A 22574-nucleotide genomic window follows, 5' to 3' on the forward strand; every position below is an offset into this window, starting at 1 on the left:
ATCAATGCTCCCTATCCGCAGGGGCCGCGTGCGTAATGCCCATCTGCTCCAGCGCGCTGGCGGCACGCAGGCAGGCGGCTTCATTAAACGGGGCGGCAATCAGTTGCAGACCGATGGGTAACCCGCTACGGGTACGTAATGGCACCGTGGTCACCGGCAGGCCGAGGAACGAAATGGGCTGGGTTAACATGCCCATGCTGGCGCGGATCGGCAGGTCACTGCCGTTAATGTGCATGGTCTCCTGACCAATCAATGTGGCGCTGGTGGGGGTAGCCGGTGCAATCAACACATCCACATGATCGAACAGCGGCAGCACCTGCTGCTGGAAGTAACGGCGGAAGCGCTGGGCCTGAATGTACCAGGCGGCGGGGATCATCGCCCCGGCCAGCAGGCGCTCACGCGACAAAGGCTCAAAGCGCTCAGGTGCACGGCGCAGGGCGGGGAGGTAATGATTCCCGCCCTCAGATGCGCTGATAATAAACGCCGACGTACGTGCCAGTTCGGCTTCCGGCAGCACGACCTCTTCGCTGGCATTCAGTGCGCTGGCTGCAACCGCCACCGCAGCGCGGGCGTCGTCATCGCACCACTGCTGAAAGTAACCGCCCAGCACGCCAAAGCGCAGCCCTTCACTACCGCGCTCCAGCAGAGGGCTGACCGCCTGCATGGCTTTATCAGCCTGGAAGCTATCGGCAGGATCGCTGCCCTGTAATACATCGTAGACGTGGGTGAGATCGCTGACGCGGCGGGCAAACGGACCAATATGGTCAAGGCTGGCGACAAACGGATGACTGCCGCTGCGCGACAGGCGACCGTAGGTCGGCTTCAGACCAAAGATTCCGCACAGTGAGGCCGGAACGCGGATCGAGCCGTTGGTATCCGAACCGAGGGAGAAATGGACCAGCCCGGCGGCCACGGCGGCGGCCGACCCCCCCGACGATCCCCCGGCAATCCGCGCCAGATCGTGTGGATTACGCGTGGCACCATAATGGCTGTTTTCGGTGGTGAAACCGTAGGCATACGCATCCATGTTCAGCATCCCGGACAGCAGTCCGCCGCCGGCTGCCAGCTTCTGCACGGCCCAGGCATCCTGACATGCCACCGGACGATCGCTGAATAAACTGGCCCCGGCCAGCGTCGCGTGTCCGGCCACATCAAACAGATTTTTGACTGCGTAAGGCACCGCTGCCAGTGGGGGGAGCGGCAGGTTGCCCTGTTTCAGGCGATCAACCCGGTCCGCCTCCTGCAACATGCGCTCCTGGGTAATCTGGGTCCAGGCATTCAGCTCAGGGTTATGCTGCGAGATCGCCGACAGCGTATGCAGGGCGATCTCGCGTGCACTCAACTCACCTTTAGCCAGCAATTGGGTCAGTTCGGCAATCGACAGTGCGGCCAGATTCATGCTTTATACACTCCAGCCACTTCCAGGCGATCGTCCAGCGGGAAGGCCATCAGCGGCGCGGCCATGCCGGCAATGCGGTTGAACTGGGTCAGCAGCTCGGCACGGCGTGCGTCGTCGAGTTCCAGTGCTAGCACCTGCTCCATCTGCGTGACATAGGCTGCCCAGTCGGGCGCCTTTTGCTTGATACTCATCTCAGTTTCCCTCTTTTTTAAAACCCGGCCGCGCTGCCGTTGCTACGCGGATCGAATGCCCCTTCGAGCATCCCGTTGTTGTGACGCACAATCGCGCCCGCATGGCCCACGGCTTCGCTGAAATCAGGCAACAGCTCAACTTCATGGCCCAGCGCCCGCAGCGTGGCAATGGTTTCTGGCGGGAAGCGACCTTCCAGTTTGAGTGAATCGGAGGCCTGACCCCAGGTGCGCCCCAGCAGCCAGCGTGGCGCACTCACCGCCTGCTGCAATCCCATGCCCTGTACCACATGGCGGGTAAAAATGGCCGCCTGAGTCTGTGGCTGGCCATCGCCGCCCATCGATCCGTATACCATCGTCCTGCCATCGTTCAACCGTGCTGCCGCTGGGTTCAGCGTGTGGAATGGCTGTTTACCCGGCATCAGCGCCAGCAGGTGATCGGGATCGAGGCTGAAAGCCGCGCCGCGATTTTGCCAGGTAATACCCGTGCCGGGGATCACCACACCGCTACCAAATTCGTGATAAATGCTCTGAATAAAGGAGACGGCCAGCCCGCTGCTGTCCATCACGCCCATCCACACGGTGTCGCCCGGCCCTTTACCCGTGCCCCACGGCGCCGCCTGATTGACATCGATCTGCGCCGCCATCTGTTGCAGACGATCGCTGTCGAGCAGCGTTTGCATCTGTTCACGCATATGCTGCGGGTCGGTGATGTAACGGTCGCGCAGGCCAAAGGCCAGCTTGGTGGCTTCCACAATGCGGTGAATGGTTTGTGCCTCATCGGCATCGGCCATATTCAGATGGTCGGTGATCCCCAGGATCGCCAGTGATACCAGGCCCTGCGTGGGCGGTGTCATATTAAAGACATCGCCGTACTGATGGTGGATACGCAGTGGCGTCCGGCGTTTAGCCTGCTGACGGTTCAGGTCTTCCAGCGTGACCGGCATTCCCAGCCGTGACATCTCACTGGCGAGCTGACGGGCAAGCGGGCCGCGATAGAAGCTGTCCAGACCGGCTTCGGCCAGATGAATGAGGGTGTTTGCCAGATCGGGCTGGGTAAAACGGCTGCCACACGACGGCACTTCGCCATCGGGTAAGAAGGTGGCGGCAAATCCCGGTTGATTCACCAGTTCGGCTTGTTTACTGGCGGTGGCGGTCGCCTGGGAGGCGGTGACCGGAATGCCATCGGCGGCATAGCGGATCGCATCCGCCAACAGGCGCGGCAATGGCAGTTGCTGACCGCCCAGTTCACGTGAGATGTCCAGCGCTTCTGACCAGCCGCTGACCGTACCCGCCACCGTCAGGGCCGATTTCGGGCCGCGATGGGGAATGCTGCTGCTGCCCTGATAAAAGTCGATTGTCGCCAGCGAACCTGCCGCACCGCTGGCATCGATCGCCACCGGGTCACCCTTCGGCGGGACAATCAGCCAGAAGCCATCGCCTCCCAGGCCATTCATATGAGGATAGGCAACGGCAACCGTCGCGGCAGCAGCCACCATCGCTTCAATGGCATTCCCCCCTTCGCGTAAAATACCCAGTGCGCTTTCACTGGCCAGATGGTGCGGCGTCACCGCCATGCCCAGCGGGGCCATATTACTTTGATTCATTCCATTCCCGTCGTTCAGATAGCTGATAGGTTGACTAAAGCAATAGCCGTTCCAGTTTGTCGAGCGGCAGAATGTTAACAATTGAATATCTGTCGTATGGCTCCGGTTTTTGATTCAAAACCGGCCGATTTTCAGCCCGCAACGGTGTGAGCTACAGACAGGCACGTTATTTGTATATCATTCTGAGGATGAAACAAACGTTACAGGGTTAATCACATGATGCAGCTTGATGAACGCCTGCGCAGCCACTACGCGCAGCTTTCGCCGCAGGAACAACGTATCGCTGATTTTGCCTTCGATCATTTCGATGACCTGATCAGCTACAACAGTGCCGATCTGGCACGTCTCAGCGGGGTGTCCAAGGCCACGGTAAGCCGTCTGTTTAAGCGCCTGGGCTATGAAAAATATAAAGATATGCGCGACGAACTGCGCACCCTGCGCCAGAGCGGGATGCCGCTCACTGACCACCGTGATGCGGTGCAGGGCAACACGTTGCTGGCCCGTCACTATAAGCAGGAGATGGCCAACCTCACCCAGTGGGTGAACGGGATTGATGCGGCGCACTTTGGCGAGGTCGTTCAGGCGCTGGCAAACAGTAAACGTATTTTTATCATTGGGATGCGTAATGCATACCCGGTGGCGCTGCACCTGCGCCAGCAGTTATTGCAGGCCAGAACACAGGTGCAGGTGCTGCCACAGCCGGGGCAGACGCTCTCTGAAGAGCTGGTGGATCTGACACCGGAGGATATGGTGGTGGTGATGGCGTTCCGGCGCCGCCCACGCATTATCCGCCCGTTGTTACAGCAGCTACAGCACAACGGCATTCCTGTGCTAGCACTGTGTGAACCCCAGGCGCAGGCGGTGATTGCCCTGGCGCGCTGGCAGCTGTGCGCGCCGCTGGACAGTGTCTCTGCCTTCGACAGCTATGCAGCGGCCAACAGCCTGATCAACCTGCTGGCCAACGCATTACTGCACGAATTACTCAGTGACGGTCGTCAGCGTATTCATCAGATTGCTGACCTCTACACCCAGCTGGATGAACTGGAACAGCGCTAATGGGGCGCTATTCTGGTGCATTGCATGGTTTTGGGGCGCCGCAAGGCGCCCTTTTTCGGACCCTTTTTCCCGCCAGTGTTTCCCTCTTTTGCCCGGTTTTTCTGTACTGAATATCAGTTTTTTGGCCTGTAATAACGCTTAATGTTTGGATTTAACACACTTTTTGTTTTCTGCGGTTTTACCATCGCGTAAAAAATGTGAGGCAGATAACGCGCTGGCACATTAGTTGCAATTAAATTCTTTAAGAATCTTTCGTTTCATGATGTATTAACCGGGGAAGTGAAGATGAAAAAAGGTTTAATCGCATTACTGGCAGGTGCCGTGCTGTTTTCTCAGGCCATCACGGCGCATGCCGATCAGTTACAGGACATTGAAAAACGTGGCGTTATCCGCATCGCGGTCCCTCAGGACTTCCCACCGTTTGGTTCCGTCGGTACCGATTTACAGCCGCAGGGCTATGACATCGATATGGCGAAGTACCTGGCGAAACAGATGAAACTTAAGTTGCAGCTGGTGCCCGTGACCAGCGCCAACCGCGTCCCTTATCTGCAAACCGATAAAGTGGATCTGGTGATCTCCAGCCTGGGCAAAAACCCGGAACGTGAGAAAGTGATCGACTTCAGCCGTGCCTACGCGCCGTTCTTCCTCGGTGTGTTTGGCCCGAAAGACGGCACGCTGAAAGATGCGGCTGCACTGAGCGGTAAATCGATCGGCGTCACCCGTGGGGCGGTGGAAGATATGGTGCTGACCGGCATCGCGCCGAAAGAGGCACAGGTGAAACGTTATGAAGATAACAACACCACGCTGTCGGCTTATCTGTCGGGTCAGGTGGAATATGTGGCCACCGGCAACCTGGTGGTAGCAGCCATTGCTCGTCAGAACGCGGATAAAGCGCCCGTGGCGAAATTTATGCTGAAGGATTCACCGTGCTTTATCGGCATGAAGAAGAATGAACCGGCACTGAAGGCCAAAGTCGATGCGCTGATTGAGCAGGCGATTCAGGACAAAACCCTGAACGGTCTCTCTGAGCAGTGGCTGAAAGCACCACTGCCAGCCGATCTGGGCTAGTTGGGGCTGACTGATGATGGGGCAACTGAATTTTCCTGCACTGTGGCCCTTCTGGCCGGAGCTTCTCTCCGGCCTGTGGGTGACGATCCAGCTAACGGTGATGGCAACGGTGGGCGGGGTAGCGCTGGGTATCTTCGGCGCGGCGCTGCGCAGCGGTAAACCGTCGACGTTGAGCCGTATCTGGGGTGTATATGTCGAGCTGATCCGCAATACGCCGTTTGTGGTCCAGCTGTTTTTTATCGTCTTTGGCTTGCCCAATCTGGGGTTGAAACTCACGGCAGGGGAAGCGGCGCTGCTGGCGATGCTGATTAACCTGGGCGCTTACAGCACGGAAATTATCCGCGCCGGAATACAGGTGACGCCAAAAGGGCAGTGGGAAGCAGGGCGGGTGCTGGGCCTGACGCGCACGCAGACCTTTATTCGGGTGGTGTTGCCACCGTCAATGAAGCGTATTTATCCGGCGCTGGTCAGCCAGTGCATTATCGTGATGCTCGGTTCATCGGTGGTGTCGCAGGTCTCTTATGAAGAGCTGACCTTTGCTGCCAACCTGATCCAGTCGCGCACCTTTTTGAGTTTTGAAGTCTACCTGGTGACCACGCTGATGTATCTGGCGCTGTCGATTGCCATGCGTCAGTTATTACTGGCCGCGGGCCGTAAGTGGTTTGGAGAGCAGCCATGATGACAACCTTTACTGACTGGGACATCCTGCGCAACCTGCTGCTGGCGGCGCGCTGGACGATTGCGCTCTCCCTGACCGCCTTTTTCGGTGGCACGCTGGTGGCGATGCCGCTGGTGATGGTGCGCCTCAGCGGGCGTAAATGGCCGAACCGCATTATCCGCTGCTATATCGAACTGTTCCAGGGGACGCCGTTGCTGATGCAGCTGTTCCTTGCCTTCTTCGGCGTGGCGCTGTTCGGCATAGATGTGTCGCCTTGGACGGCGGCCTCGCTGGCCCTGACGTTTTACACCAGTGCCTTTTTAGTTGATATCTGGCACGGCAGCATCAAAGCCCTGCCAAAAGGCCAGTGGGAAGCCTGCCGCTGCCTCGGTCTGAGTGTTGGCCAGACGCTTTACCGCGTGGTGCTGCCGCAGGCGCTGCGCATTGGCATTGCCCCCACGGTGGGCTTTGCCGTACAGGTGGTGAAAGGAACGGCGCTGGCCTCGATTATCGGTTTTATCGAGCTGACCAAGGCGGGCACCATTCTGAATAACGTCACCTATCAACCTTTCAAAGTGTTCGGATTAGTCGCCCTCGGCTACTTCCTGATGTGTTACCCGCTGTCACGCTACAGCCAGTATCTGGAGAAGAAATTCAATGCCGCTCATCACCATTAATCAGGTGCAGAAATATTATGGCGACAACCACGTACTGAAAGGCGTGGATCTCGACATCGAAATGGGTGAAGTGATCTCCATCATTGGTCGCAGTGGCTCGGGTAAAAGTACCCTGTTGCGCTGCATCAACGGGCTGGAAGGTTACCAGGAAGGCAGTATCAAGCTGGGCGGGATGACCATCACCGATCGGGATACCCAGGCCCGCGATATCAGCCGCTCCGTCGGCATGGTGTTTCAGAACTTCAACCTGTTCCCGCACATGACTGCGCTGGAAAATGTGATGCTGGCACCGCGCCGGGTACTGAAGAAAAAAGACGCCGAGTGCCGAGAGCTGGCGGCCCGGATGCTGGAAAAAGTCGGTCTGGGCGACCGAATGGATTACTATCCTGCCAATCTGTCCGGTGGCCAGCAGCAGCGCGTGGCGATCGCCCGTGCCCTGGCGATGTCACCCAAGGTGCTGTTGTGTGATGAAATCACCTCCGCGCTGGACCCGGAGCTGGTGGGTGAAGTGTTGAAAGTGCTTGAGCAGCTGGCCAAAGAGGGCATGACGCTGATCCTCGTGACGCACGAAATGAATTTTGCCCGTGAAGTCGGTGACCGCGTGGTGTTTATGCACCAGGGGCGGGTATGGGAGCAGGGCGACAGTAAAACAGTCTTCTCTGACCCACAAACGAATGAATTAAAACAGTTTATCTCCTCGGTGCGTGGGCTTTAGGCTACTTTGTTTGTCATTTTGAACCTGGGCAGTGCTCAGAATCCTCACGTACTAGGTGTACGCTCCGGTTCTTGTGCGCTGTCCGTGTTCAAACTGCCTGCACCAGTAACGCCTAAGGGGTTATTTCAATATAGGAATCGATGATGGATCTCTCTACATTTACCCAAATTAACCCGCCGCAGCGCCTGCTGATGGGGCCGGGACCGATCAATGCCGATCCGCGTGTGCTGCGTGCTATGTCCAGCCAGCTGTTGGGCCAGTACGATCCGGCGATGACGCAATATATGAACGAAGTGATGGCGCTGTATCGCGGCGTGTTTCGCACTGAAAATCGCTGGACGATGCTGATCGACGGCACGTCACGCGCCGGGATCGAAGCCATCCTGCTGTCGGCGATCCGCCCTGGCGATAAAGTGCTGGTGCCGGTATTTGGTCGTTTCGGCCATCTGCTGTGTGAAATCGCCCGCCGCTGCCGCGCTGAAGTCCACACCATTGACGTGCCGTGGGGCGAAGTATTCACCCCGGACCAGATCGAAGATGCCATTAAAAAAGTGAAGCCGCGCCTGCTGCTGACTGTGCAGGGCGATACCTCCACCACGATGCTGCAACCGCTGGAAGAACTGGGTGCCATCTGCCGCAAATATGGCGTGCTGTTCTATACCGATGCTACCGCTTCGTTCGCCGGAAATGTGCTGGAAACCGATGCCTGGGGATTAGATGCTGTCTCCGCCGGGATGCAGAAATGCCTCGGTGGCCCGTCCGGCACCTCGCCGATCACGCTGAGTCCGGCAATGGAAGAGGTGATCCGCCAACGCAAATGCGTGGAAGCCGGGATCCGCACTGATGCGCATCAGGACGGCGATGACGAGATGATCTACTCCAACTATTTCGATCTCGGCATGATCATGGACTACTGGGGCCCTGAGCGATTGAATCACCATACGGAAGCCACCTCGGCGCTGTTTGGCGCCCGTGAATGTGCGCGTCTGATCCTTGAAGAGGGGCTGGATAACGGCATTGCCCGCCACAAGCTGCACGGCGATGCGCTGCTTAAGGGCATCCAGGGAATGGGGCTGGACACCTTCGGTAACCTCGAACACAAAATGAATAACGTGCTCGGCGTGATGATACCGCCGGGTGTCAACGGCGATCAGGTCCGTAAGCTGATGCTGGAAGATTTCGGCATCGAGATCGGCACCTCATTTGGCCCACTGATCGGCAAGGTCTGGCGCATCGGCACCATGGGGTACAACGCGCGTAAAGACTGCGTGATGCAGACCCTGAGCGCACTGGAATCGGTGCTGAACTACCTCGGTTTCCGCAGTACTCAGGGTGCAGCGATGCAGGCGGCCTGGGATCACTACAACGGGAGCCGCGGATGAGTGAGAGCCTGATGAATGCCACTGCCGCCGCCGCCGCCGCTGCGCGCGTGATGGCACGCTGTGATGCGCTGGCAGAAATCAGTGAAACCCCGGGATACCTGACCCGCGTTTACCTTTCGCCGGAGCATCTGCGTGCCAATGCCATGGTGGGCAAGTGGATGAAAGCCGCCGGAATGCAGGTGTGGCAAGACAGCGTGGGTAATATCTGCGGGCGTTATGAAGGCGAGCGGCAGGATGCGAAAGCGCTGTTGTTGGGTTCGCATCTGGATACCGTGCGTAATGCCGGGCGCTACGACGGTATGCTCGGCGTGCTGGCGGCGATTGAAACCGTGCAGTATCTGCACGATCGCGGCGAACGCCTGCCGCTGGCGATTGAGATCATCGGTTTTGCCGACGAAGAAGGGACACGCTTCGGCATCACGTTGCTCGGCAGCCGTGGTCTGACAGGCACCTGGCCCGACAGCTGGCTGACGCACCCGGACGGCAACAGCATTACCGTGGGGCAGGCGATGAGGGATATCGGCTTTAACCCGGATCTGCTGTGGCAGGCTGCGCGTGACGTCGAAGATTTCGTTGCCTACCTGGAACTGCATATCGAACAGGGGCCTTGCCTGGAGCAGGAGCAGCTGGCGCTGGGGGTGGTTACGGCCATTAACGGTGCCCGCCGCCTGAACTGTCGTTTTACCGGCGAAGCCGGACATGCCGGCACGGTGCCGATGAGCCACCGGAAAGATGCACTGGCCGCCGCCGCCGAATGGATGGTGTTTATTGAGCAACGCACCCCGGAGCATAACCCGCAGCTGGTGGCGACCGTCGGGACACTCCAGTGCCATCCGGGTGCGGTCAATGTGATCCCGGGAGAGGTGACCCTGACGCTGGACGTGCGTGGACCGGAAGATCGGCCGCTGGCCGAATTGCTCTCTGAACTGCTTGTTCAGGGCGAAGCCATTGCGCTGCGTCGCGGACTGAGCTTTAGCGCTGAAGAGTATTATCAGATCCCGGCCACACGCTGTGATGACGGTTTGCAGGCGGCGCTGAGCCGTGCGGTGACCACCGTCCAGGGGCGCAGTCTGTCGCTGCCGAGCGGTGCCGGGCATGATGCGATTGCCATTGCCGAACGCTGGCCAGTAGGGATGCTGTTTGTGCGTTGCGATCGGGGTATCAGCCACCATCCGGCGGAATCCGTGATGACGGAAGACGTGGCGCTGGCGGTGCAGGCCTACGTAGAGGTTGTCGTAGGGGTCGGACATACGGCCTGGCCTTCGTAAGGGGTAGGCTTTCGTAGGGGTCGGACATACGGCCTGGCCTTCGTAAGGGGCAGGCTTTCGTAGGGGTCGGACATACGGCCTGGCCTTCGTAAGGGGGCAGGCTTTCGTAGGGGTCGGACATACGGCCTGGTCTTCGTAAGGGGGCAGGCTTTCGTAGGGGTCGGGCATGCCCGCCCCGGCTTGGTGGAGTGATGACTATGAACCTGACGCAGTTCAACCAGGTCAGCGCTGCCGATGCGCAGCACAGTATTGAACATTGTGTCGCGCTACCTGAGTGGGCTGCGGCAGTGGTAGATGCCCGGCCTTATGCTTCGCTGGCGGCGCTACTGGCGCAGGCTGAATCACTGTCGCAGACCTGGGATAGCGTTGCGCTAGCCCAGGCACTCACTGCTCATCCGCGTATTGGCGAGCGTGCGGGCGGGTCAGGCAAAGAGGCTGCACTGTCCCGCGGTGAACAGGGGCAGGTCAATGCTGCGGACCTTCCACTGGCGCAGGCATTACAGGCAGGTAACGCCATCTATGAACAGCGCTTTAGCCAGGTCTTTCTGATCCGCGCCAAAGGCCGCAGCGGTGAGCAGATCCTTACGGAGCTGCAACGCCGCCTGCAAAACGATGCGCAGCAGGAACAGCACGAAGCGCTGCAACAGCTACGCGACATCACGTTATTACGCTTAGAGGAGACGTTCCGTTGAGCACAGTAACCACGCATATTCTTGATACTGCCCTGGGGAAACCGGCGGCAGGTGTGACGATTGCCCTTGAACAAAACAGCCCGACAGGCTGGCAGCTCCTGGCCTCTGGTGTCACCAATGCTGACGGCCGCATTGGCGATCTGACGCCGCAGCCGCTGGCACCGGGCCACTATCGTCTGACGGCCGAAATCGGCGACTATTTTGCTGCCGACGGGCGTGAAACCCTGTACGTCAACGCGCAGATTGATTTCGTGATTGCCACCACCGGCCACTACCACTTACCCTTTTTGATCACCCCGTGGTCGTGGTCCACCTATCGCGGTTCATAAATTGGGGCGACTGGAAAAAAGGGTCGCCCACTCTGTTTTCATCGGCCCGTGACAATCACAAACGAAAACTGTCCGCATCACGCCATGCCGGGAATTTCTCGCGGTACTCGCGCAGGTTCTCCAGCGACAGCGTAGCATCCAGACGGGCAGGTTGATGCGGTTCACCCTGGGCTAAGATTTCTCCCTGCGGGCTGATGATCCGGCTGTCACCGCTGTAGGGGTGGCCGTTGCCATCGGTGCCCACGCGGTTACATCCGGCGATATACGCCTGGTTTTCAATGGCGCGCGCCTGTAACAGCGTCTGCCAGTGCAGCGCACGCGGCGCTGGCCAGTTGGCGACATACAGCGCCAGGTCGTAATCGTTCTGATTGCGGGAAAACACCGGGAAGCGCAGGTCGTAACAGACCTGCGGCAGAATACGCCAGCCACGCCACTCGATCACCTCACGGCGATCGCCCGCCAGATAGTGTTCATGTTCCCCGGCCATACGGAACAGATGGCGCTTGTCATAGAAATGCACCTTGCCCTCAGGTTCCACGAGGAAGAAGCGGTTCACCGCGCCTTTCTCCACCTGAATCGCGGCGCTGCCAGCCACCATCGCATGGGCCGCGGCGGCTTTCGCCTGCAGCCAGGCAATCACCTCGTTTTCGGGCAGTGAGCTCGCCGCCGCCTCCATGGCAAATCCGGTGGTGAACATTTCCGGCAGGATAATCAGGTCACGATCCTGAATATCGGCGAGCAGACCGTCGAAAAAGGCCAGGTTAGCCGGGCCATCCATCCATACCAGCGGCTGCTGAAGGACGGTAATGTTTAAAGTTGACACAGGCGCTCCGCGGCAGCGTCCAGCGTGGCTTCCTGTTTGGCGAAGCACAGGCGGATCAGTTTATGAGGGAAGGCATCAGCGCAGAATACCGACAGCGGTATGGCGGCCACGCCCACTTCTTTGGTCAGCCACTGGCAGAATGCCACATCATCCAGATCGGAGATGGCGCTGTAATCGGCCAGCAGGAAATAGGTGCCTTCGCACGGCAGCAGTTCGAAACGACTGCCCGACAGGGCTTTCACAAAGCGGTCACGGCGCGCACGGTAGAAGTCCGGCAGTTCGCGATAGTGTTGCGGTTCAACCTCCAGCATATCCGCGATGGCCAGCTGTGCAGGCGTATTCACCGAGAAGGTCAGGTACTGGTGGACTTTGCGCACTTCAGCACTGATTGCCGTCGGGGCCACGCAGTAACCCACTTTCCAGCCGGTCATATGGAAGGTTTTACCAAATGAAGACACTGCAATAGCACGGGCACGCAGCTCAGGATGTGCCAGCACGCTGGCGTGACCGTTCTCATCGAAACAGATGTGTTCATACACTTCGTCGCTGAGAACGTAGATTTCCTGCTGGCGAATGGCTTGCCACAGCTGGGCGAAGTCGCTCTGCTGCCACACGGTGGCTGACGGATTATGTGGGGTATTGAGGATCACCAGCCGCGTTTTTGGCGACAGCAGTGCGGCAAACGCCTGCCAGTCAGGGCGGAAGCCAGGTGGCTGCAAGGCGATGCGTTTCATCACGCCGCCAGCCAGCGTAACGGCGGGCGCATAGCTGTCGTAGCTCGGGTCAAAGCAGATCACTTCATCGCCCGGACGGACCAGCGCGGTAATTGCAGCATAAAGGGCTTCGGTAGCGCCAGCGGTCACAGTAATTTCGGTGTTTACATCCGGCGCGTAGCCGTACAACCCGGCGGTTTTCTTCGCAATCGCTTCACGTAACGGGGCGACTCCTGTCATCGGGGCATACTGATTTGCGCCCTGGCTGACATGATGTGCCAGACGCTGTTGCAGATACTGCGGGCCGTCAAAGTCGGGAAAACCCTGGGACAGATTGATGGCGTTGTACTGCTGCGCGAGCGCGCTCATCTGAGTGAAAATGGTGGTGCCCAGCGTAGGCAGTTTGCTCTCTGGGGTGAACGGCGTCTGGCTCATCAGTAATAACCCTTTTGCAACGCAGAAATGTGATGTTGGAGTCCTGTATTGCTGCCAATATAACACGATGTTACTATTTGGCAATCAAGACGCTTAGACGTCTATATCTACCTTTATCATCTTTCACACTAAGGAAAGAGATGACGCAAAGCTCTCAGTTAGATCAATTAGTTGCTGCCTGTCACTGGATTGGTGCTCGCGGCTGGGCCCCGGCCACGGGCGGTAATATGTCCGTGCGCCAGGATGCGCAGTTCTGCCTGCTGAGTGAGTCCGGCAAAGACAAAGGCAGCCTGACGCGTGACGACTTTATCCAGGTCGATATTGCTACCAATCTTGTCCCCTCCGGGCGTAAGCCATCGGCGGAAACGGGTCTGCATACGCTGATCTACCGCCTGTTTCCTGATGCGGGAGCGGTGCTGCATACCCACACGGTGAATTCCACCGTGCTGTCGCGTGTGGAGAAAAGTGCGGCGCTGACATTGCAGGGCTATGAGATGCAGAAGACGCTGGCCGGACAACACTCGCATCTTGATGCGGTGCCGATTGCCCTGTTCGATAACGACCAGGATATTGACGCGCTGGCACAGCGTATTGAACAGTTTGCGGCCCATACCCCGCTGCGTTATGGTTTTCTGCTGCGCGGTCACGGGCTGACCTGTTGGGGCAAAGACGTCAATGACGCGCGCCGTCATCTTGAAGGGCTGGAGTTTTTATTCCAGTGTGAATTACAACGTCGCGTTCTGGAGAAATCATGATCCGCGCCATCATCACTGATATTGAAGGCACCACCAGCGATATTCGCTTTGTGCATAACGTCCTGTTCCCTTATGCGCGTCAGCATCTTCCCGCTTTTATTACTGAACATCAGCAGCAACCGGCGGTGGCCCAGGCGCTTGACGATCTGCGTGTGGAGGCCGGCAATCCGCAGGCGACACCGGATGAACTGGTGCAGGTGCTGTTCGGTTATATGGATCAGGATCGTAAATCCACCGCGCTGAAAGCCTTACAGGGCATGATCTGGCGTGCGGGCTATGAGAATGGCAGTTTTACCGGCCATCTGTATGCCGACGTGCTGCCTGCATTAAAACAGTGGCAGCAGCAGGGCGTGGCGCTGTATGTTTATTCATCTGGCTCCGTAGCTGCGCAGAAATTGTTATTTGGCTACAGCGACGCCGGTGATATCACTGGCCTGTTTAGCGGATACTTTGATACCCATGTGGGTGCCAAACGTGAAGTCGATGCTTATCGCAACATTGCCAGCCAGATTGGGTTGCCCGCAGAGAATTTGCTGTTCTTATCCGATATTCATCAGGAGCTGGACGCCGCACAGGATGCAGGCTGGAACACCGTGCAGTTAATACGCGGCGACGCGGACACTGAGAGCCGTCATCGTCAGGTTGCAGGTTTTGATCAGATTAACCAGGAGCTGTTGAACTCATGAGTGCACTGACTATTTTTACCGATACCGAAGCGACCACACCGGTCTGGCACAGCACCGATGCGGCAGAGATTGCCGACAAGTTGCACAGTAAAGAGGTGCGCTTTGAGCGTTGGGAAGCGGACCGTGACCTGGGTGAAAATCCGGATGCCGCAACGGTGATCAACGCCTATCAGCATGCCATTGATCGTCTGGTGGCAGAAAAAGGCTATCAGAGCTGGGATGTCATCAGCATGCGTGCAGATAACCCGCAGAAAGAGGTGCTGCGCACCAAGTTTCTTTCTGAGCACACCCACGGTGAAGATGAAGTGCGTTTCTTTGTGGAAGGGGCGGGGCTTTTCTGTCTGCACCTTGACGGGCACATCTACCAGATCCTGTGTGAGAAGAATGATCTGATTTCGGTACCCGCCGGAACGCCGCACTGGTTTGATATGGGATCGTCACCCAACTTCACTGCTATCCGTATTTTCGATAACCAGGAAGGCTGGGTCGCGAAGTTTACCGGTGACACCATCGCCGATGCGTATCCGCGTTTACCGTAATCCCCGTCATTCTTCCAGCTGCAGCTGCGTTGACTGCAGCTGCTCACCCTGGTCACATAGCTACCTATGCTCCCAGGGACTCACAGCTTTGCCGCCTTGCTGCAACTCGAATAATTTAGGGAATTCATCGTTCTTAAAGCCGTGGCTGAAACTCACCCGCTTCTACCTGCACAGGGGTGACGACCCCGGTATCCAGCACCCAGCCGCTAATCAGTGAGGCAGGCGTCACATCAAACGCCGGGTTATACACCTGCGCATCGTCTGGCGCCCACTGCACATCACCAAAGCTTCCGGCTACACCGGTCACTTCGCGGGCAGCGCGCTGTTCAATCGGGATGGCCTCTCCGTTCGGGCATTCACGGTCCAGGGTGGTATGCGGTGCCGCAACGTAGAACGGAATGTTGTGATACTTCGCCAGTACCGCCAGGCTGTAAGTGCCAATCTTGTTGGCCACGTCACCGTTGGCAGCAATGCGGTCAGCGCCTACCCAGATAGCATCAACCTGTCCCTGAGCCATCAGACTGGCGGCCATCGAGTCACAAATCAGGCGGTAAGGGATACCCAGCTCACCCAGCTCCCAGGCGGTCAGTCGGCCACCCTGCAACAGGGGGCGGGTTTCATCCACCCAGACACTGGCGACCGTGCCTTCCTGCCAGCCACGTGCAATCACTCCTAACGCCGTGCCAACGCCTGCGGTGGCCAGCCCGCCGGTATTGCAGTGGGTCAGCAAACGGCTACCGGGCGTAATCAGTGCGCTACCGGCAACAGCAATGCTGTCGCACAGTGCTTTATCTTCATCGATCAGACGCAGTGCTTCTGTGCCCAGCGCGCTAACGAAATCATCCTGCGCCAGGGCCAGCTTCATGCGATCAAGGTTATTCATCAGATTCACCGCCGTCGGGCGCGAAGCACGCAACACCTCCAGCGCCTCAGCCAGCTGCGGTTTTGCCATGCCATTTTCGGCCAGCAGGGCCAGCAACAGGCTGGCAGACAGCCCGATCAGCGGAGCGCCGCGCACACGCAGGGCTTTAATATGACCCACCAGCCCGGCAACGTCCGGCGTCGGGCACCAGATTTTCTGCTGCGGCAGGGCCTGCTGGTCGAGGATCCAGAGCTGATTATCACGAACCTGTAAGCTGGTGGTACTGAGTGTTTGCATGAGTTAAATCCTGGTTGCTTTAATGCATCATATTGTGCCAACATGGTTAACGGATGTATAGACGTCTGAACGGCTTATTACAACGAAACATGGGTTATTTTTGAGGGGCAGATCAATGTCGCAATACCGTACGTTCACCGCAGCGGATGCCGTGGAATATGCTCGCCAGTTTGGCGGCGTGGCGAACCCCGAAACGCTGGTTGATTCGCAGGAAGTCGGCGATGGTAATCTCAACCTGGTGTTCAAGATTTTTGATACGGCAGGCGTCAGCCGGGTGATCGTCAAGCAGGCACTACCTTATGTGCGCTGCGTGGGCGAATCCTGGCCTCTCACCCTTGACCGTGCGCGTCTGGAAGCGGAAGTGCTGATTGAGCACGGAAAATTCTGCCCGCAGCATACGGTCAACATCCTTCACTACGATCCGGAACTGGCGGTGATGGTGATGGAAGATCTCTCTGACCATGCGATCTGGCGTACCGAGCTGGTGAACGGTGTTGAATATCCGCAGGCGGCAGGGCAGTTGGGTGAGTATCTCGCGCAAACCCTGTTCCATACCTCTGATTTTTTCCAGCATCCGTACCAGAAAAAAGCGGACGTGATCCGTTTTACTAACCCGGAGCTGTGCGATATCACTGAAGAGCTGTTCTTCAACGAACCCTACGAAGTTCATGAGCGAAATGCTTATCCGCGTGCGCTGGAGCCGCTGGCTGAATCCCTGCGGGATGATCAGGCCTTAAGGCTCGCCGTTGGCGGCCTGAAGCATCGCTTCTACTGCCACGCAGAAGCCTTACTGCATGGGGATGTTCACAGCGGTTCGATCTTTGTGAAAGAAGGCCGCTTGAAAGTGATTGATGCGGAGTTCGGTTTCTACGGCCCGATGGGCTTTGATATTGGCAGCGCACTGGGCAATTTGTTGATCAGCTACTGTGCAGCACCGGGCCTGCTGCCACCGCGTGAAGCGGCCGCCGCGCGTGAAAATCGTCTTAACGATGTGCGTGAAGTATGGCTGAGTTTCACCGAGGGTTTCCTGGCGCTGGCGGCAGAGAAGAGCCGCGATCGTGCGCTGGCCGTGCCGGGCTACTCCCGCGAATTCCTGCGTAAGGTGTGGAGCGATACCATCGGCTATTGCGGCACTGAACTTATCCGCCGTACCGTGGGGATGTCGCAGGTCGCAGATATCAAGAAGATTGAAGATGAAGCGATGCGCATCGAATGCGTGCGCCAGGCGATAATCCTGGGGCGCAGCCTGATCCTGCTGGCTGATCATGTGCCGGATGTGGAAGCACTGATTGCACGTATCCGCCAGAACGGTTAACGTTTTATTGCCTCTCAGTGAATAAAGGCCGATCGATAACGTCGATCGGCCTTGTTACTTTATGCCGCTTCGATTTTACGTGGTGGCTTTACCTCTTTTACCGGTTGAGTTGCCAGCGCATCGGCGTCAAATTCATCCACGTTAATTGAGCGCAGGCGGCTGACTTCAGCACGGATCAGAATATCGGCTTCTTCCTGGGTGACCCATCCCGCCTCCAGCCCTTGTGCTGCCAGTGCATCCAGACGGGTAAACGACAGATGTTTTTTCTGCTGTTTACACAGGCGGTCATGAATCGCTTCTGCGGCCATCACATCGTGCAGCGCTTCTTCCAGCTGGCCTGCCGGGTTGTGTTCACTCGGTGCGAGATACTGACCGCGCCCCAGGCGGTTGCGGGTGGCGGATGGCACCTGCAAAATAAGCGCCAGTTGATGATCCAGGCGGTCGGACGGCGCCCGGCTGTGACGGCCGGTCGGGAACACCACGGCGCGTACCAGGCCCGCCACCAGGCGGTTCGGGAAGTTGCGCAGCAGGTCGTCGATAGCCGTGTCTGCCTGATTCAGCGCATCCTGAACGCCCCAGTGCAACAGCGGTAAGTCTGCTTCGTTACGTCCTTCATCCTCATAACGCTTCAGCGCTGCCGAGGCCAGATAGAGCTGGCTCAGGGTATCGCCAAGGCGCGCCGAAATGCGCTCGCGGCGTTTCAGGCTGCCGCCCAGCACGGACATTGAGACATCCGACAGCAGTGCAAGGTTGGCACTGACGCGGTTCAGATGCTGATAGTAACGACGGGTGGCATCGCGAGTCGGCGAGGCGCTGGTGCGGCCACCCGTGAGCCCCAGCCACAGGCTGCGCAGCGTATTGCTGCCCACGTGGCCGATATGGCTGAACAGCGCCTTATCAAAGGCTGTCACATCATTATTCTGCGCTGCCGCCATCTCTTCCAGCACGTAAGGGTGGCAACGAATAGCACCCTGGCCGAAGATAATCATACTGCGGGTCAGAATGTTGGCGCCTTCCACCGTAATGGCAATCGGCGCCCCCTGATAAGCGCGGGCAAGGAAGTTGCTGCTGCCGAGCATAATGCCTTTACCGCCCGCAATATCCATGGCGTCAACAATTGCCCGCTGACCGCGATGAGTACAGTGGTATTTCACGATGGCGGACAGCACCGCCGGTTTTTCACCAAGCATAATGCCACTGGTGATCAGCGTGGCGGCGGCATCCATCACATAGGTGTTCCCGGCGATGCGTGCCAGCGGTTCTTCAATCCCCTCCATCTTGCCAATCGGCAGGCGGAACTGACGACGAATATGCGCATACGCGCCAATCGCCAGTGCAATGCTTTTCAGGCTGCCGGTGGAGTTGGACGGCAGGGTAATGCCACGGCCCACGGACAGACACTCAACCAGCATCCGCCAGCCCTGTCCGGCCATTTCCGGGCCACCGATAATAAAATCAATCGGTACAAAGATATCCTTGCCGCGTGTCGGGCCGTTCTGGAACGGTACGTTGAGCGGGAAGTGCCGTTGACCAATTTCCACGCCCGGTGTCTGCGTGGGGATCAGCGCACAGGTGATCCCTAACTCTTCCGTTTCACCCAGCAAATGGTCGGGGTCGGAAAGCTTAAACGCCAGGCCGAGCACCGTGGCAATTGGAGCCAGGGTGATATAGCGTTTGTTCCAGGTGAGGCGCATACCCAGCACCTGATGACCTTCCCATTCGCCCATGCATACCACGCCAACATCCGGGATGGCACCGGCATCGGAGCCCGCTTCCGGGCTGGTCAGGGCAAAGCAGGGGATCTCCTGGCCCCGTGCCAGACGAGGCAGGTAGTGATCTTTCTGCGCTTCAGTCCCGTAATGCTGGAGCAGTTCGCCCGGGCCAAGGGAGTTAGGCACACCCACCGTGATCGCCAGAATACCGGAAACCCCTGACAGTTTTTGCAGCACGCGCGCCTGAGCGTAGGCCGAAAATTCAAGGCCGCCATACTCTTTCTTGATAATCATGGCGAAGAAGCGGTGCTGTTTGAGATACGCCCACAGCTCAGGCGGCAGATCGGCCATTTCATGGGTGATCTGGAAGTCATTTGCCATACGGCAGGCTTCTTCTACCGGACCGTCAATAAAAGCCTGCTCTTCCGGCGTCAGTCGCGGCTGCGGATAGGCATGAAGTTTTTTCCAGTCCGGTGTACCACGGAACAGATCGCCTTCCCACCAGGTGGTACCGGCATCGATGGCTTCTTTTTCGGTGCGTGACATCGGCGGCATCACTTTCTGGAAGGTGTTCAGCGTGGGTTTGCTGAACAGCGCCTGGCGCATGGGCAGGAGATTAAATGGCAGCAGAATAAGCACCAGCGGAACCAGCAGCCAAAGTGTCCACAGCCCTGCCAATCCGAGCACAGCGGTCCAGAGCAGCAACGCAGCACTGGCAGCCAGCAGATTAATACGGTGATAAAACAGGGCGCCAATCAGCACGATCGTCGCCACAATACTGAGAACCATCATAACATGTGCTCCGTAAGTAGTAAGAGGTCCGACCTGTTGGGTATATGTTTAGATTACCACGGCGTCAGGTGCAATCTGTTTACATAATAATTACAACCTGGCTCACAAAGCGGTGGCACGAAGCGTTAATCCCTCTGGGGGGCGGGGAGATCGCTTCCCGGCTCTCTGGCAACTTGATAAACTCCTACAGTAACTCTTTCCTAAAAGGACATCCCTATGTATCAGGACATCATTCGCGCCGAGCTGAACGAAGCGGCAGAGACGCTGAATAAATTTCTTAGTGAAGATGCAAACATCGAGGCGATCCAGCGTGCGGCCGTGCTGCTGGCTGATTCATTTAAAGCAGGTGGTAAGGTTCTCTCCTGTGGTAATGGCGGTTCCCACTGCGATGCGATGCATTTTGCTGAGGAGTTGACGGGGCGCTACCGTGAAAACCGCCCTGGCTATCCGGCGATCGCGATTTCTGATGTCAGCCACCTGTCCTGCGTCAGTAATGACTTTGGCTATGATTTTGTTTTCTCACGCTACATTGAAGCGGTGGGGAAAGCAGGGGATGTGCTGTTAGGGATCTCCACATCGGGTAACTCCGGTAATATTATTAAAGCGGTTGAAGCTGCGCGCGCCAAAGGGATGAAAGTAATCACCCTGACCGGTAAAGACGGCGGCAAAATGGATGGCGTGGCCGACGTAGAAATTCGTGTGCCGCACTTCGGTTATGCTGACCGTATTCAGGAAATTCACATCAAAGTGATTCATATCCTGATGCTGCTCATCGAAAAAGAAATGGTCAAATAATCCCCTTCATCTTTCACGCCGCAGGTGCGTTGGCTGCTCTCGTGAACCCCGGTCACTTATTCGTGTAAGTTCCCGGGGATTCACTCGTTTGCCGCCTTCCTGCAACGTGAAATCCATTGGGGATAGAATCTATTTTCACGAGGTAATCCTGTGTGCGAACTACTTGGGATGAGCGCGAACGTCCCGACGGACATCTGTTTTAGTTTTACCGGGCTGGTGCAGCGCGGTGGCGGAACGGGTCCGCATAAAGATGGCTGGGGCATTACCTTTTATGAAGGGAAAGGCTGCCGCACATTTAAAGATCCGCAACCCAGTTTTCAATCGCCGATTGCCCGACTGGTGCAGGAATATCCGATTAAGTCCTGTTCGGTGGTGGCGCATATTCGCCAGGCGAACCGGGGTGAAGTATCGCTGGAAAATACGCACCCGTTTACCCGCGAACTGTGGGGACGTAACTGGACTTACGCGCACAACGGGCAGCTTAAAGGCTATAAAAACCTGGATACCGGCCCTTATCGCCCCGTGGGTGAAACCGACAGTGAGATTGCCTTCTGCTGGTTGTTGCATAAGCTGACCACTCGCTATCCGCGTACGCCGGGCAACTGGCCAGCCGTCTTCCGCTACATTGCGGAACTGGCGGCAGAGATGCGTGAGAAAGGGGTGTTTAACATGCTGCTGTCAGATGGCCGCTATCTGATGGCGTTCTGTTCGACCAATCTGTTCTGGATCACCCGACGTGCCCCGTTCGGCAAAGCCAAATTGCTGGATCAGGATGTGGAAATTGATTTTCAGAAGCAGACCACGCCAAATGACGTGGTCACAGTGGTGGCCACTCAGCCGCTGACGGCGAATGAAACCTGGCACAAGATTGAGCCAGGTGAATGGGCGTTATTTTGCCTGGGTGAGCGCGAGCGCTGATTCCTGTACGGCTGAGTTGCCTGTCATCGGGCGGCTCAGTACGTACTTGCCATCGCTAACGTTGACCGCCGGAGGCTGTTTGGTCTGCACGAACTGCGTGTAACCCGGCTGCAATTGCTTCCAGAAATTGATGTAAGTGGAGTAGCGATGGCGCTGCATGTTGCTGTCGGTCATGCGGAACGGATAAATACTGACTTCAACACGTGGCTGGCCATTGCGCAGCGCGGCTTCCACATAGTGATAAATTTCATCCATATAGGCATCGGTCATGGCATAGCAGCCAATTGACACGCAGTTGCCGTGGATCATCAGATATTTCCCCTGATAACCCTGCTGGCGATCGTATTCGTTCGGAAAGCCGACGTTAATCGCACGATAAAAGCGGCTGTCTGGTTTTAACTGGGAAAGTCCCACGCTGTAAAAACCTTCCGGACTTTTGAAGTCGCCCTGTACGCGTTTTGGCCCCAATCCACCCGAAAAATTACAGATGCGGTAGCTGTTAAGCAGGCGGAATTCGTTGCCGATTTTGCCGTACAGTTCCAGCGTGCGTTCTTCTTTGAAGATTTGCAGGTACACGGGGGTACCAATCAGTTGTTTCTTTAACTCTTTGCTTACCGGGGCCAGTGGGGTAACCGAATCCGGTACGCTGGCGAAGACAACGGCTGGCAGAAAAATCATCGCAAACAGCAGTGCGATTTTGCCCATTCTGGTTCCCTTGAAATGTAGGGGTTGAAAGCAACGCCGGAAGGCGTCTGTACTGACAATATCGGATAATTCCGCTATCGCTGCGTCACCTTAGCATTGTCTATTTTTTTATCAAGATAGCGAAGAATAAAAACCTTAATTTATGTGCGTTCCGTTGCGTATTGAACTCTGGCTTTTTGACTGTATAC

At 57.3% G+C, this 22574-nt stretch carries 23 protein-coding genes; 15 read left to right on the forward strand and 8 right to left on the reverse strand.

Going from position 1 to position 22574, the window contains the following annotated elements:
- Window position 1 precedes the first annotated feature (1 nt).
- The 3 genes from WH277_RS10545 to WH277_RS10555 are packed head-to-tail and all read right to left on the reverse strand — an operon-like array spanning window position 2 to window position 3194.
- On the reverse strand, window positions 2-1399 hold the full coding sequence (locus tag WH277_RS10545) for an AtzE family amidohydrolase (protein WP_133846201.1): 1398 nt from the start codon (window positions 1397-1399) through the stop codon (window positions 2-4).
- Window positions 1396-1590, reverse strand: a complete 195-nt coding sequence (gene hpxX / locus WH277_RS10550; RefSeq protein WP_197931283.1) for an oxalurate catabolism protein HpxX — start codon at window positions 1588-1590, stop codon at window positions 1396-1398. Before hpxX ends, WH277_RS10545 begins: the two co-directional genes overlap by 4 nt.
- A gap of 17 nt (window positions 1591-1607) precedes the next feature.
- Window positions 1608-3194 carry a gamma-glutamyltransferase family protein gene (locus tag WH277_RS10555; protein ID WP_133846202.1) on the reverse strand — a complete coding sequence of 529 codons (1587 nt, stop codon included), beginning with the start codon at window positions 3192-3194 and terminating at the stop codon, window positions 1608-1610.
- Between the two features lie 216 nt (window positions 3195-3410).
- Here WH277_RS10555 and hpxU point away from each other — a divergent pair, with 216 nt between their 5' ends.
- The 9 genes from hpxU (at window position 3411) to uraH (ending at window position 11039) form a co-directional block, all read left to right on the forward strand.
- Entirely contained in the window at window positions 3411-4250 is an 840-nt protein-coding gene (hpxU, locus tag WH277_RS10560; protein ID WP_159337606.1) for a MurR/RpiR family transcriptional regulator HpxU, read from the forward strand.
- 285 nt (window positions 4251-4535) lie between these two features.
- Window positions 4536-5318, forward strand: a complete 783-nt coding sequence (locus WH277_RS10565; protein ID WP_159337607.1) for a transporter substrate-binding domain-containing protein — start codon at window positions 4536-4538, stop codon at window positions 5316-5318.
- Between the two features lie 13 nt (window positions 5319-5331).
- On the forward strand, window positions 5332-5997 hold the full coding sequence (locus WH277_RS10570; protein ID WP_133846205.1) for an amino acid ABC transporter permease: 666 nt from the start codon (window positions 5332-5334) through the stop codon (window positions 5995-5997).
- A complete protein-coding gene (locus WH277_RS10575; protein ID WP_133846326.1) occupies window positions 5997-6653 on the forward strand; it encodes an amino acid ABC transporter permease in 657 nt (218 codons plus the stop codon). Before WH277_RS10570 ends, WH277_RS10575 begins: the two co-directional genes overlap by 1 nt.
- The gene (locus WH277_RS10580; RefSeq protein WP_133846206.1) at window positions 6634-7368 is read left to right on the forward strand and encodes an amino acid ABC transporter ATP-binding protein; all 735 of its coding nucleotides are present in this window, start codon (window positions 6634-6636) and stop codon (window positions 7366-7368) included. The genes WH277_RS10575 and WH277_RS10580 overlap by 20 nt, the downstream gene beginning before the upstream one ends.
- 143 nt (window positions 7369-7511) lie before the next feature.
- Window positions 7512-8750, forward strand: a complete 1239-nt coding sequence (locus tag WH277_RS10585; RefSeq protein WP_339506334.1) for a pyridoxal-phosphate-dependent aminotransferase family protein — start codon at window positions 7512-7514, stop codon at window positions 8748-8750.
- On the forward strand, window positions 8747-10018 hold the full coding sequence (gene hpxK, locus WH277_RS10590) for an allantoate amidohydrolase (protein WP_159337608.1): 1272 nt from the start codon (window positions 8747-8749) through the stop codon (window positions 10016-10018). Before WH277_RS10585 ends, hpxK begins: the two co-directional genes overlap by 4 nt.
- A gap of 197 nt (window positions 10019-10215) precedes the next feature.
- Window positions 10216-10710: a 2-oxo-4-hydroxy-4-carboxy-5-ureidoimidazoline decarboxylase gene (gene uraD, locus WH277_RS10595; RefSeq protein WP_133846208.1), complete on the forward strand. Its 495-nt coding sequence runs from the start codon at window positions 10216-10218 to the stop codon at window positions 10708-10710.
- Window positions 10707-11039: a hydroxyisourate hydrolase gene (gene uraH / locus WH277_RS10600; RefSeq protein ID WP_133846209.1), complete on the forward strand. Its 333-nt coding sequence runs from the start codon at window positions 10707-10709 to the stop codon at window positions 11037-11039. The genes uraD and uraH overlap by 4 nt, the downstream gene beginning before the upstream one ends.
- A 55-nt stretch (window positions 11040-11094) precedes the next feature.
- Here the strand turns inward: uraH and WH277_RS10605 are convergent, their stop codons facing one another.
- The gene (locus WH277_RS10605) at window positions 11095-11862 is read right to left on the reverse strand and encodes an amidohydrolase (RefSeq protein ID WP_339505605.1); all 768 of its coding nucleotides are present in this window, start codon (window positions 11860-11862) and stop codon (window positions 11095-11097) included.
- Window positions 11850-13010 carry a pyridoxal phosphate-dependent aminotransferase gene (locus WH277_RS10610; protein ID WP_339505607.1) on the reverse strand — a complete coding sequence of 387 codons (1161 nt, stop codon included), beginning with the start codon at window positions 13008-13010 and terminating at the stop codon, window positions 11850-11852. The genes WH277_RS10605 and WH277_RS10610 overlap by 13 nt, the downstream gene beginning before the upstream one ends.
- Window positions 13011-13150: 140 nt before the next feature.
- Between WH277_RS10610 and WH277_RS10615 the strand changes: the two genes are divergently transcribed.
- From WH277_RS10615 to WH277_RS10625, 3 genes are read left to right on the forward strand one after another with little or no spacing between them, the layout of a single operon-like run.
- Window positions 13151-13765 (forward strand): methylthioribulose 1-phosphate dehydratase, encoded by a 615-nt coding sequence (locus WH277_RS10615; protein WP_167864041.1) that lies wholly within the window; start codon window positions 13151-13153, stop codon window positions 13763-13765.
- Window positions 13762-14451, forward strand: coding sequence for an acireductone synthase (gene mtnC, locus WH277_RS10620; protein ID WP_133846213.1), 690 nt, complete (start codon window positions 13762-13764; stop codon window positions 14449-14451). The genes WH277_RS10615 and mtnC overlap by 4 nt, the downstream gene beginning before the upstream one ends.
- Window positions 14448-14990 (forward strand): 1,2-dihydroxy-3-keto-5-methylthiopentene dioxygenase, encoded by a 543-nt coding sequence (locus WH277_RS10625; RefSeq protein WP_133846214.1) that lies wholly within the window; start codon window positions 14448-14450, stop codon window positions 14988-14990. The genes mtnC and WH277_RS10625 overlap by 4 nt, the downstream gene beginning before the upstream one ends.
- 133 nt (window positions 14991-15123) lie before the next feature.
- On the opposite strand, the gene mtnA is transcribed toward WH277_RS10625, so the two are convergent.
- The gene (mtnA, locus tag WH277_RS10630) at window positions 15124-16149 is read right to left on the reverse strand and encodes an S-methyl-5-thioribose-1-phosphate isomerase (RefSeq protein WP_133846215.1); all 1026 of its coding nucleotides are present in this window, start codon (window positions 16147-16149) and stop codon (window positions 15124-15126) included.
- A 115-nt stretch (window positions 16150-16264) separates the two neighbouring features.
- Here mtnA and mtnK point away from each other — a divergent pair, with 115 nt between their 5' ends.
- Window positions 16265-17464 carry an S-methyl-5-thioribose kinase gene (gene mtnK, locus WH277_RS10635; RefSeq protein ID WP_133846216.1) on the forward strand — a complete coding sequence of 400 codons (1200 nt, stop codon included), beginning with the start codon at window positions 16265-16267 and terminating at the stop codon, window positions 17462-17464.
- 59 nt (window positions 17465-17523) lie between these two features.
- Here mtnK and fadE read toward each other — a convergent pair whose 3' ends face one another.
- A complete protein-coding gene (fadE, locus tag WH277_RS10640) occupies window positions 17524-19968 on the reverse strand; it encodes an acyl-CoA dehydrogenase FadE (RefSeq protein ID WP_339505610.1) in 2445 nt (814 codons plus the stop codon).
- Between the two features lie 216 nt (window positions 19969-20184).
- Here fadE and lpcA point away from each other — a divergent pair, with 216 nt between their 5' ends.
- Window positions 20185-20763, forward strand: coding sequence for a D-sedoheptulose 7-phosphate isomerase (gene lpcA, locus WH277_RS10645; protein ID WP_133846218.1), 579 nt, complete (start codon window positions 20185-20187; stop codon window positions 20761-20763).
- Window positions 20764-20913: 150 nt separating this feature from the next.
- The gene (locus tag WH277_RS10650) at window positions 20914-21681 is read left to right on the forward strand and encodes a class II glutamine amidotransferase (protein WP_133846219.1); all 768 of its coding nucleotides are present in this window, start codon (window positions 20914-20916) and stop codon (window positions 21679-21681) included.
- Here the strand turns inward: WH277_RS10650 and dpaA are convergent.
- On the reverse strand, window positions 21652-22386 hold the full coding sequence (gene dpaA / locus WH277_RS10655; protein ID WP_133846220.1) for a peptidoglycan meso-diaminopimelic acid protein amidase: 735 nt from the start codon (window positions 22384-22386) through the stop codon (window positions 21652-21654). The two genes, WH277_RS10650 and dpaA, sit on opposite strands and share 30 nt — an antisense overlap.
- Between the last annotated feature and the right edge of the window lie 188 nt (window positions 22387-22574).

The organism is Erwinia sp. MYb416, from assembly GCF_037479575.1.
GTDB classification, from domain to species: Bacteria; Pseudomonadota; Gammaproteobacteria; order Enterobacterales; family Enterobacteriaceae; genus Erwinia; species Erwinia rhapontici.

Coding starts and splice junctions, on each gene's coding strand:
- WH277_RS10545 (WP_133846201.1), bottom strand. CDS start 1,399: ATGAATCTGGCCGCACTGTCGATTGCCGAACTGACCCAATTGCTGGCT.
- hpxX (WP_197931283.1), bottom strand. CDS start 1,590: ATGAGTATCAAGCAAAAGGCGCCCGACTGGGCAGCCTATGTCACGCAG.
- WH277_RS10555 (WP_133846202.1), bottom strand. CDS start 3,194: ATGAATCAAAGTAATATGGCCCCGCTGGGCATGGCGGTGACGCCGCAC.
- hpxU (WP_159337606.1), top strand. CDS start 3,411: ATGATGCAGCTTGATGAACGCCTGCGCAGCCACTACGCGCAGCTTTCG.
- WH277_RS10565 (WP_159337607.1), top strand. CDS start 4,536: ATGAAAAAAGGTTTAATCGCATTACTGGCAGGTGCCGTGCTGTTTTCT.
- WH277_RS10570 (WP_133846205.1), top strand. CDS start 5,332: ATGATGGGGCAACTGAATTTTCCTGCACTGTGGCCCTTCTGGCCGGAG.
- WH277_RS10575 (WP_133846326.1), top strand. CDS start 5,997: ATGACAACCTTTACTGACTGGGACATCCTGCGCAACCTGCTGCTGGCG.
- WH277_RS10580 (WP_133846206.1), top strand. CDS start 6,634: ATGCCGCTCATCACCATTAATCAGGTGCAGAAATATTATGGCGACAAC.
- WH277_RS10585 (WP_339506334.1), top strand. CDS start 7,512: ATGGATCTCTCTACATTTACCCAAATTAACCCGCCGCAGCGCCTGCTG.
- hpxK (WP_159337608.1), top strand. CDS start 8,747: ATGAGTGAGAGCCTGATGAATGCCACTGCCGCCGCCGCCGCCGCTGCG.
- uraD (WP_133846208.1), top strand. CDS start 10,216: ATGAACCTGACGCAGTTCAACCAGGTCAGCGCTGCCGATGCGCAGCAC.
- WH277_RS10610 (WP_339505607.1), bottom strand. CDS start 13,010: ATGAGCCAGACGCCGTTCACCCCAGAGAGCAAACTGCCTACGCTGGGC.
- WH277_RS10615 (WP_167864041.1), top strand. CDS start 13,151: ATGACGCAAAGCTCTCAGTTAGATCAATTAGTTGCTGCCTGTCACTGG.
- mtnC (WP_133846213.1), top strand. CDS start 13,762: ATGATCCGCGCCATCATCACTGATATTGAAGGCACCACCAGCGATATT.
- WH277_RS10625 (WP_133846214.1), top strand. CDS start 14,448: ATGAGTGCACTGACTATTTTTACCGATACCGAAGCGACCACACCGGTC.
- mtnA (WP_133846215.1), bottom strand. CDS start 16,149: ATGCAAACACTCAGTACCACCAGCTTACAGGTTCGTGATAATCAGCTC.
- mtnK (WP_133846216.1), top strand. CDS start 16,265: ATGTCGCAATACCGTACGTTCACCGCAGCGGATGCCGTGGAATATGCT.
- fadE (WP_339505610.1), bottom strand. CDS start 19,968: ATGATGGTTCTCAGTATTGTGGCGACGATCGTGCTGATTGGCGCCCTG.
- lpcA (WP_133846218.1), top strand. CDS start 20,185: ATGTATCAGGACATCATTCGCGCCGAGCTGAACGAAGCGGCAGAGACG.
- dpaA (WP_133846220.1), bottom strand. CDS start 22,386: ATGGGCAAAATCGCACTGCTGTTTGCGATGATTTTTCTGCCAGCCGTT.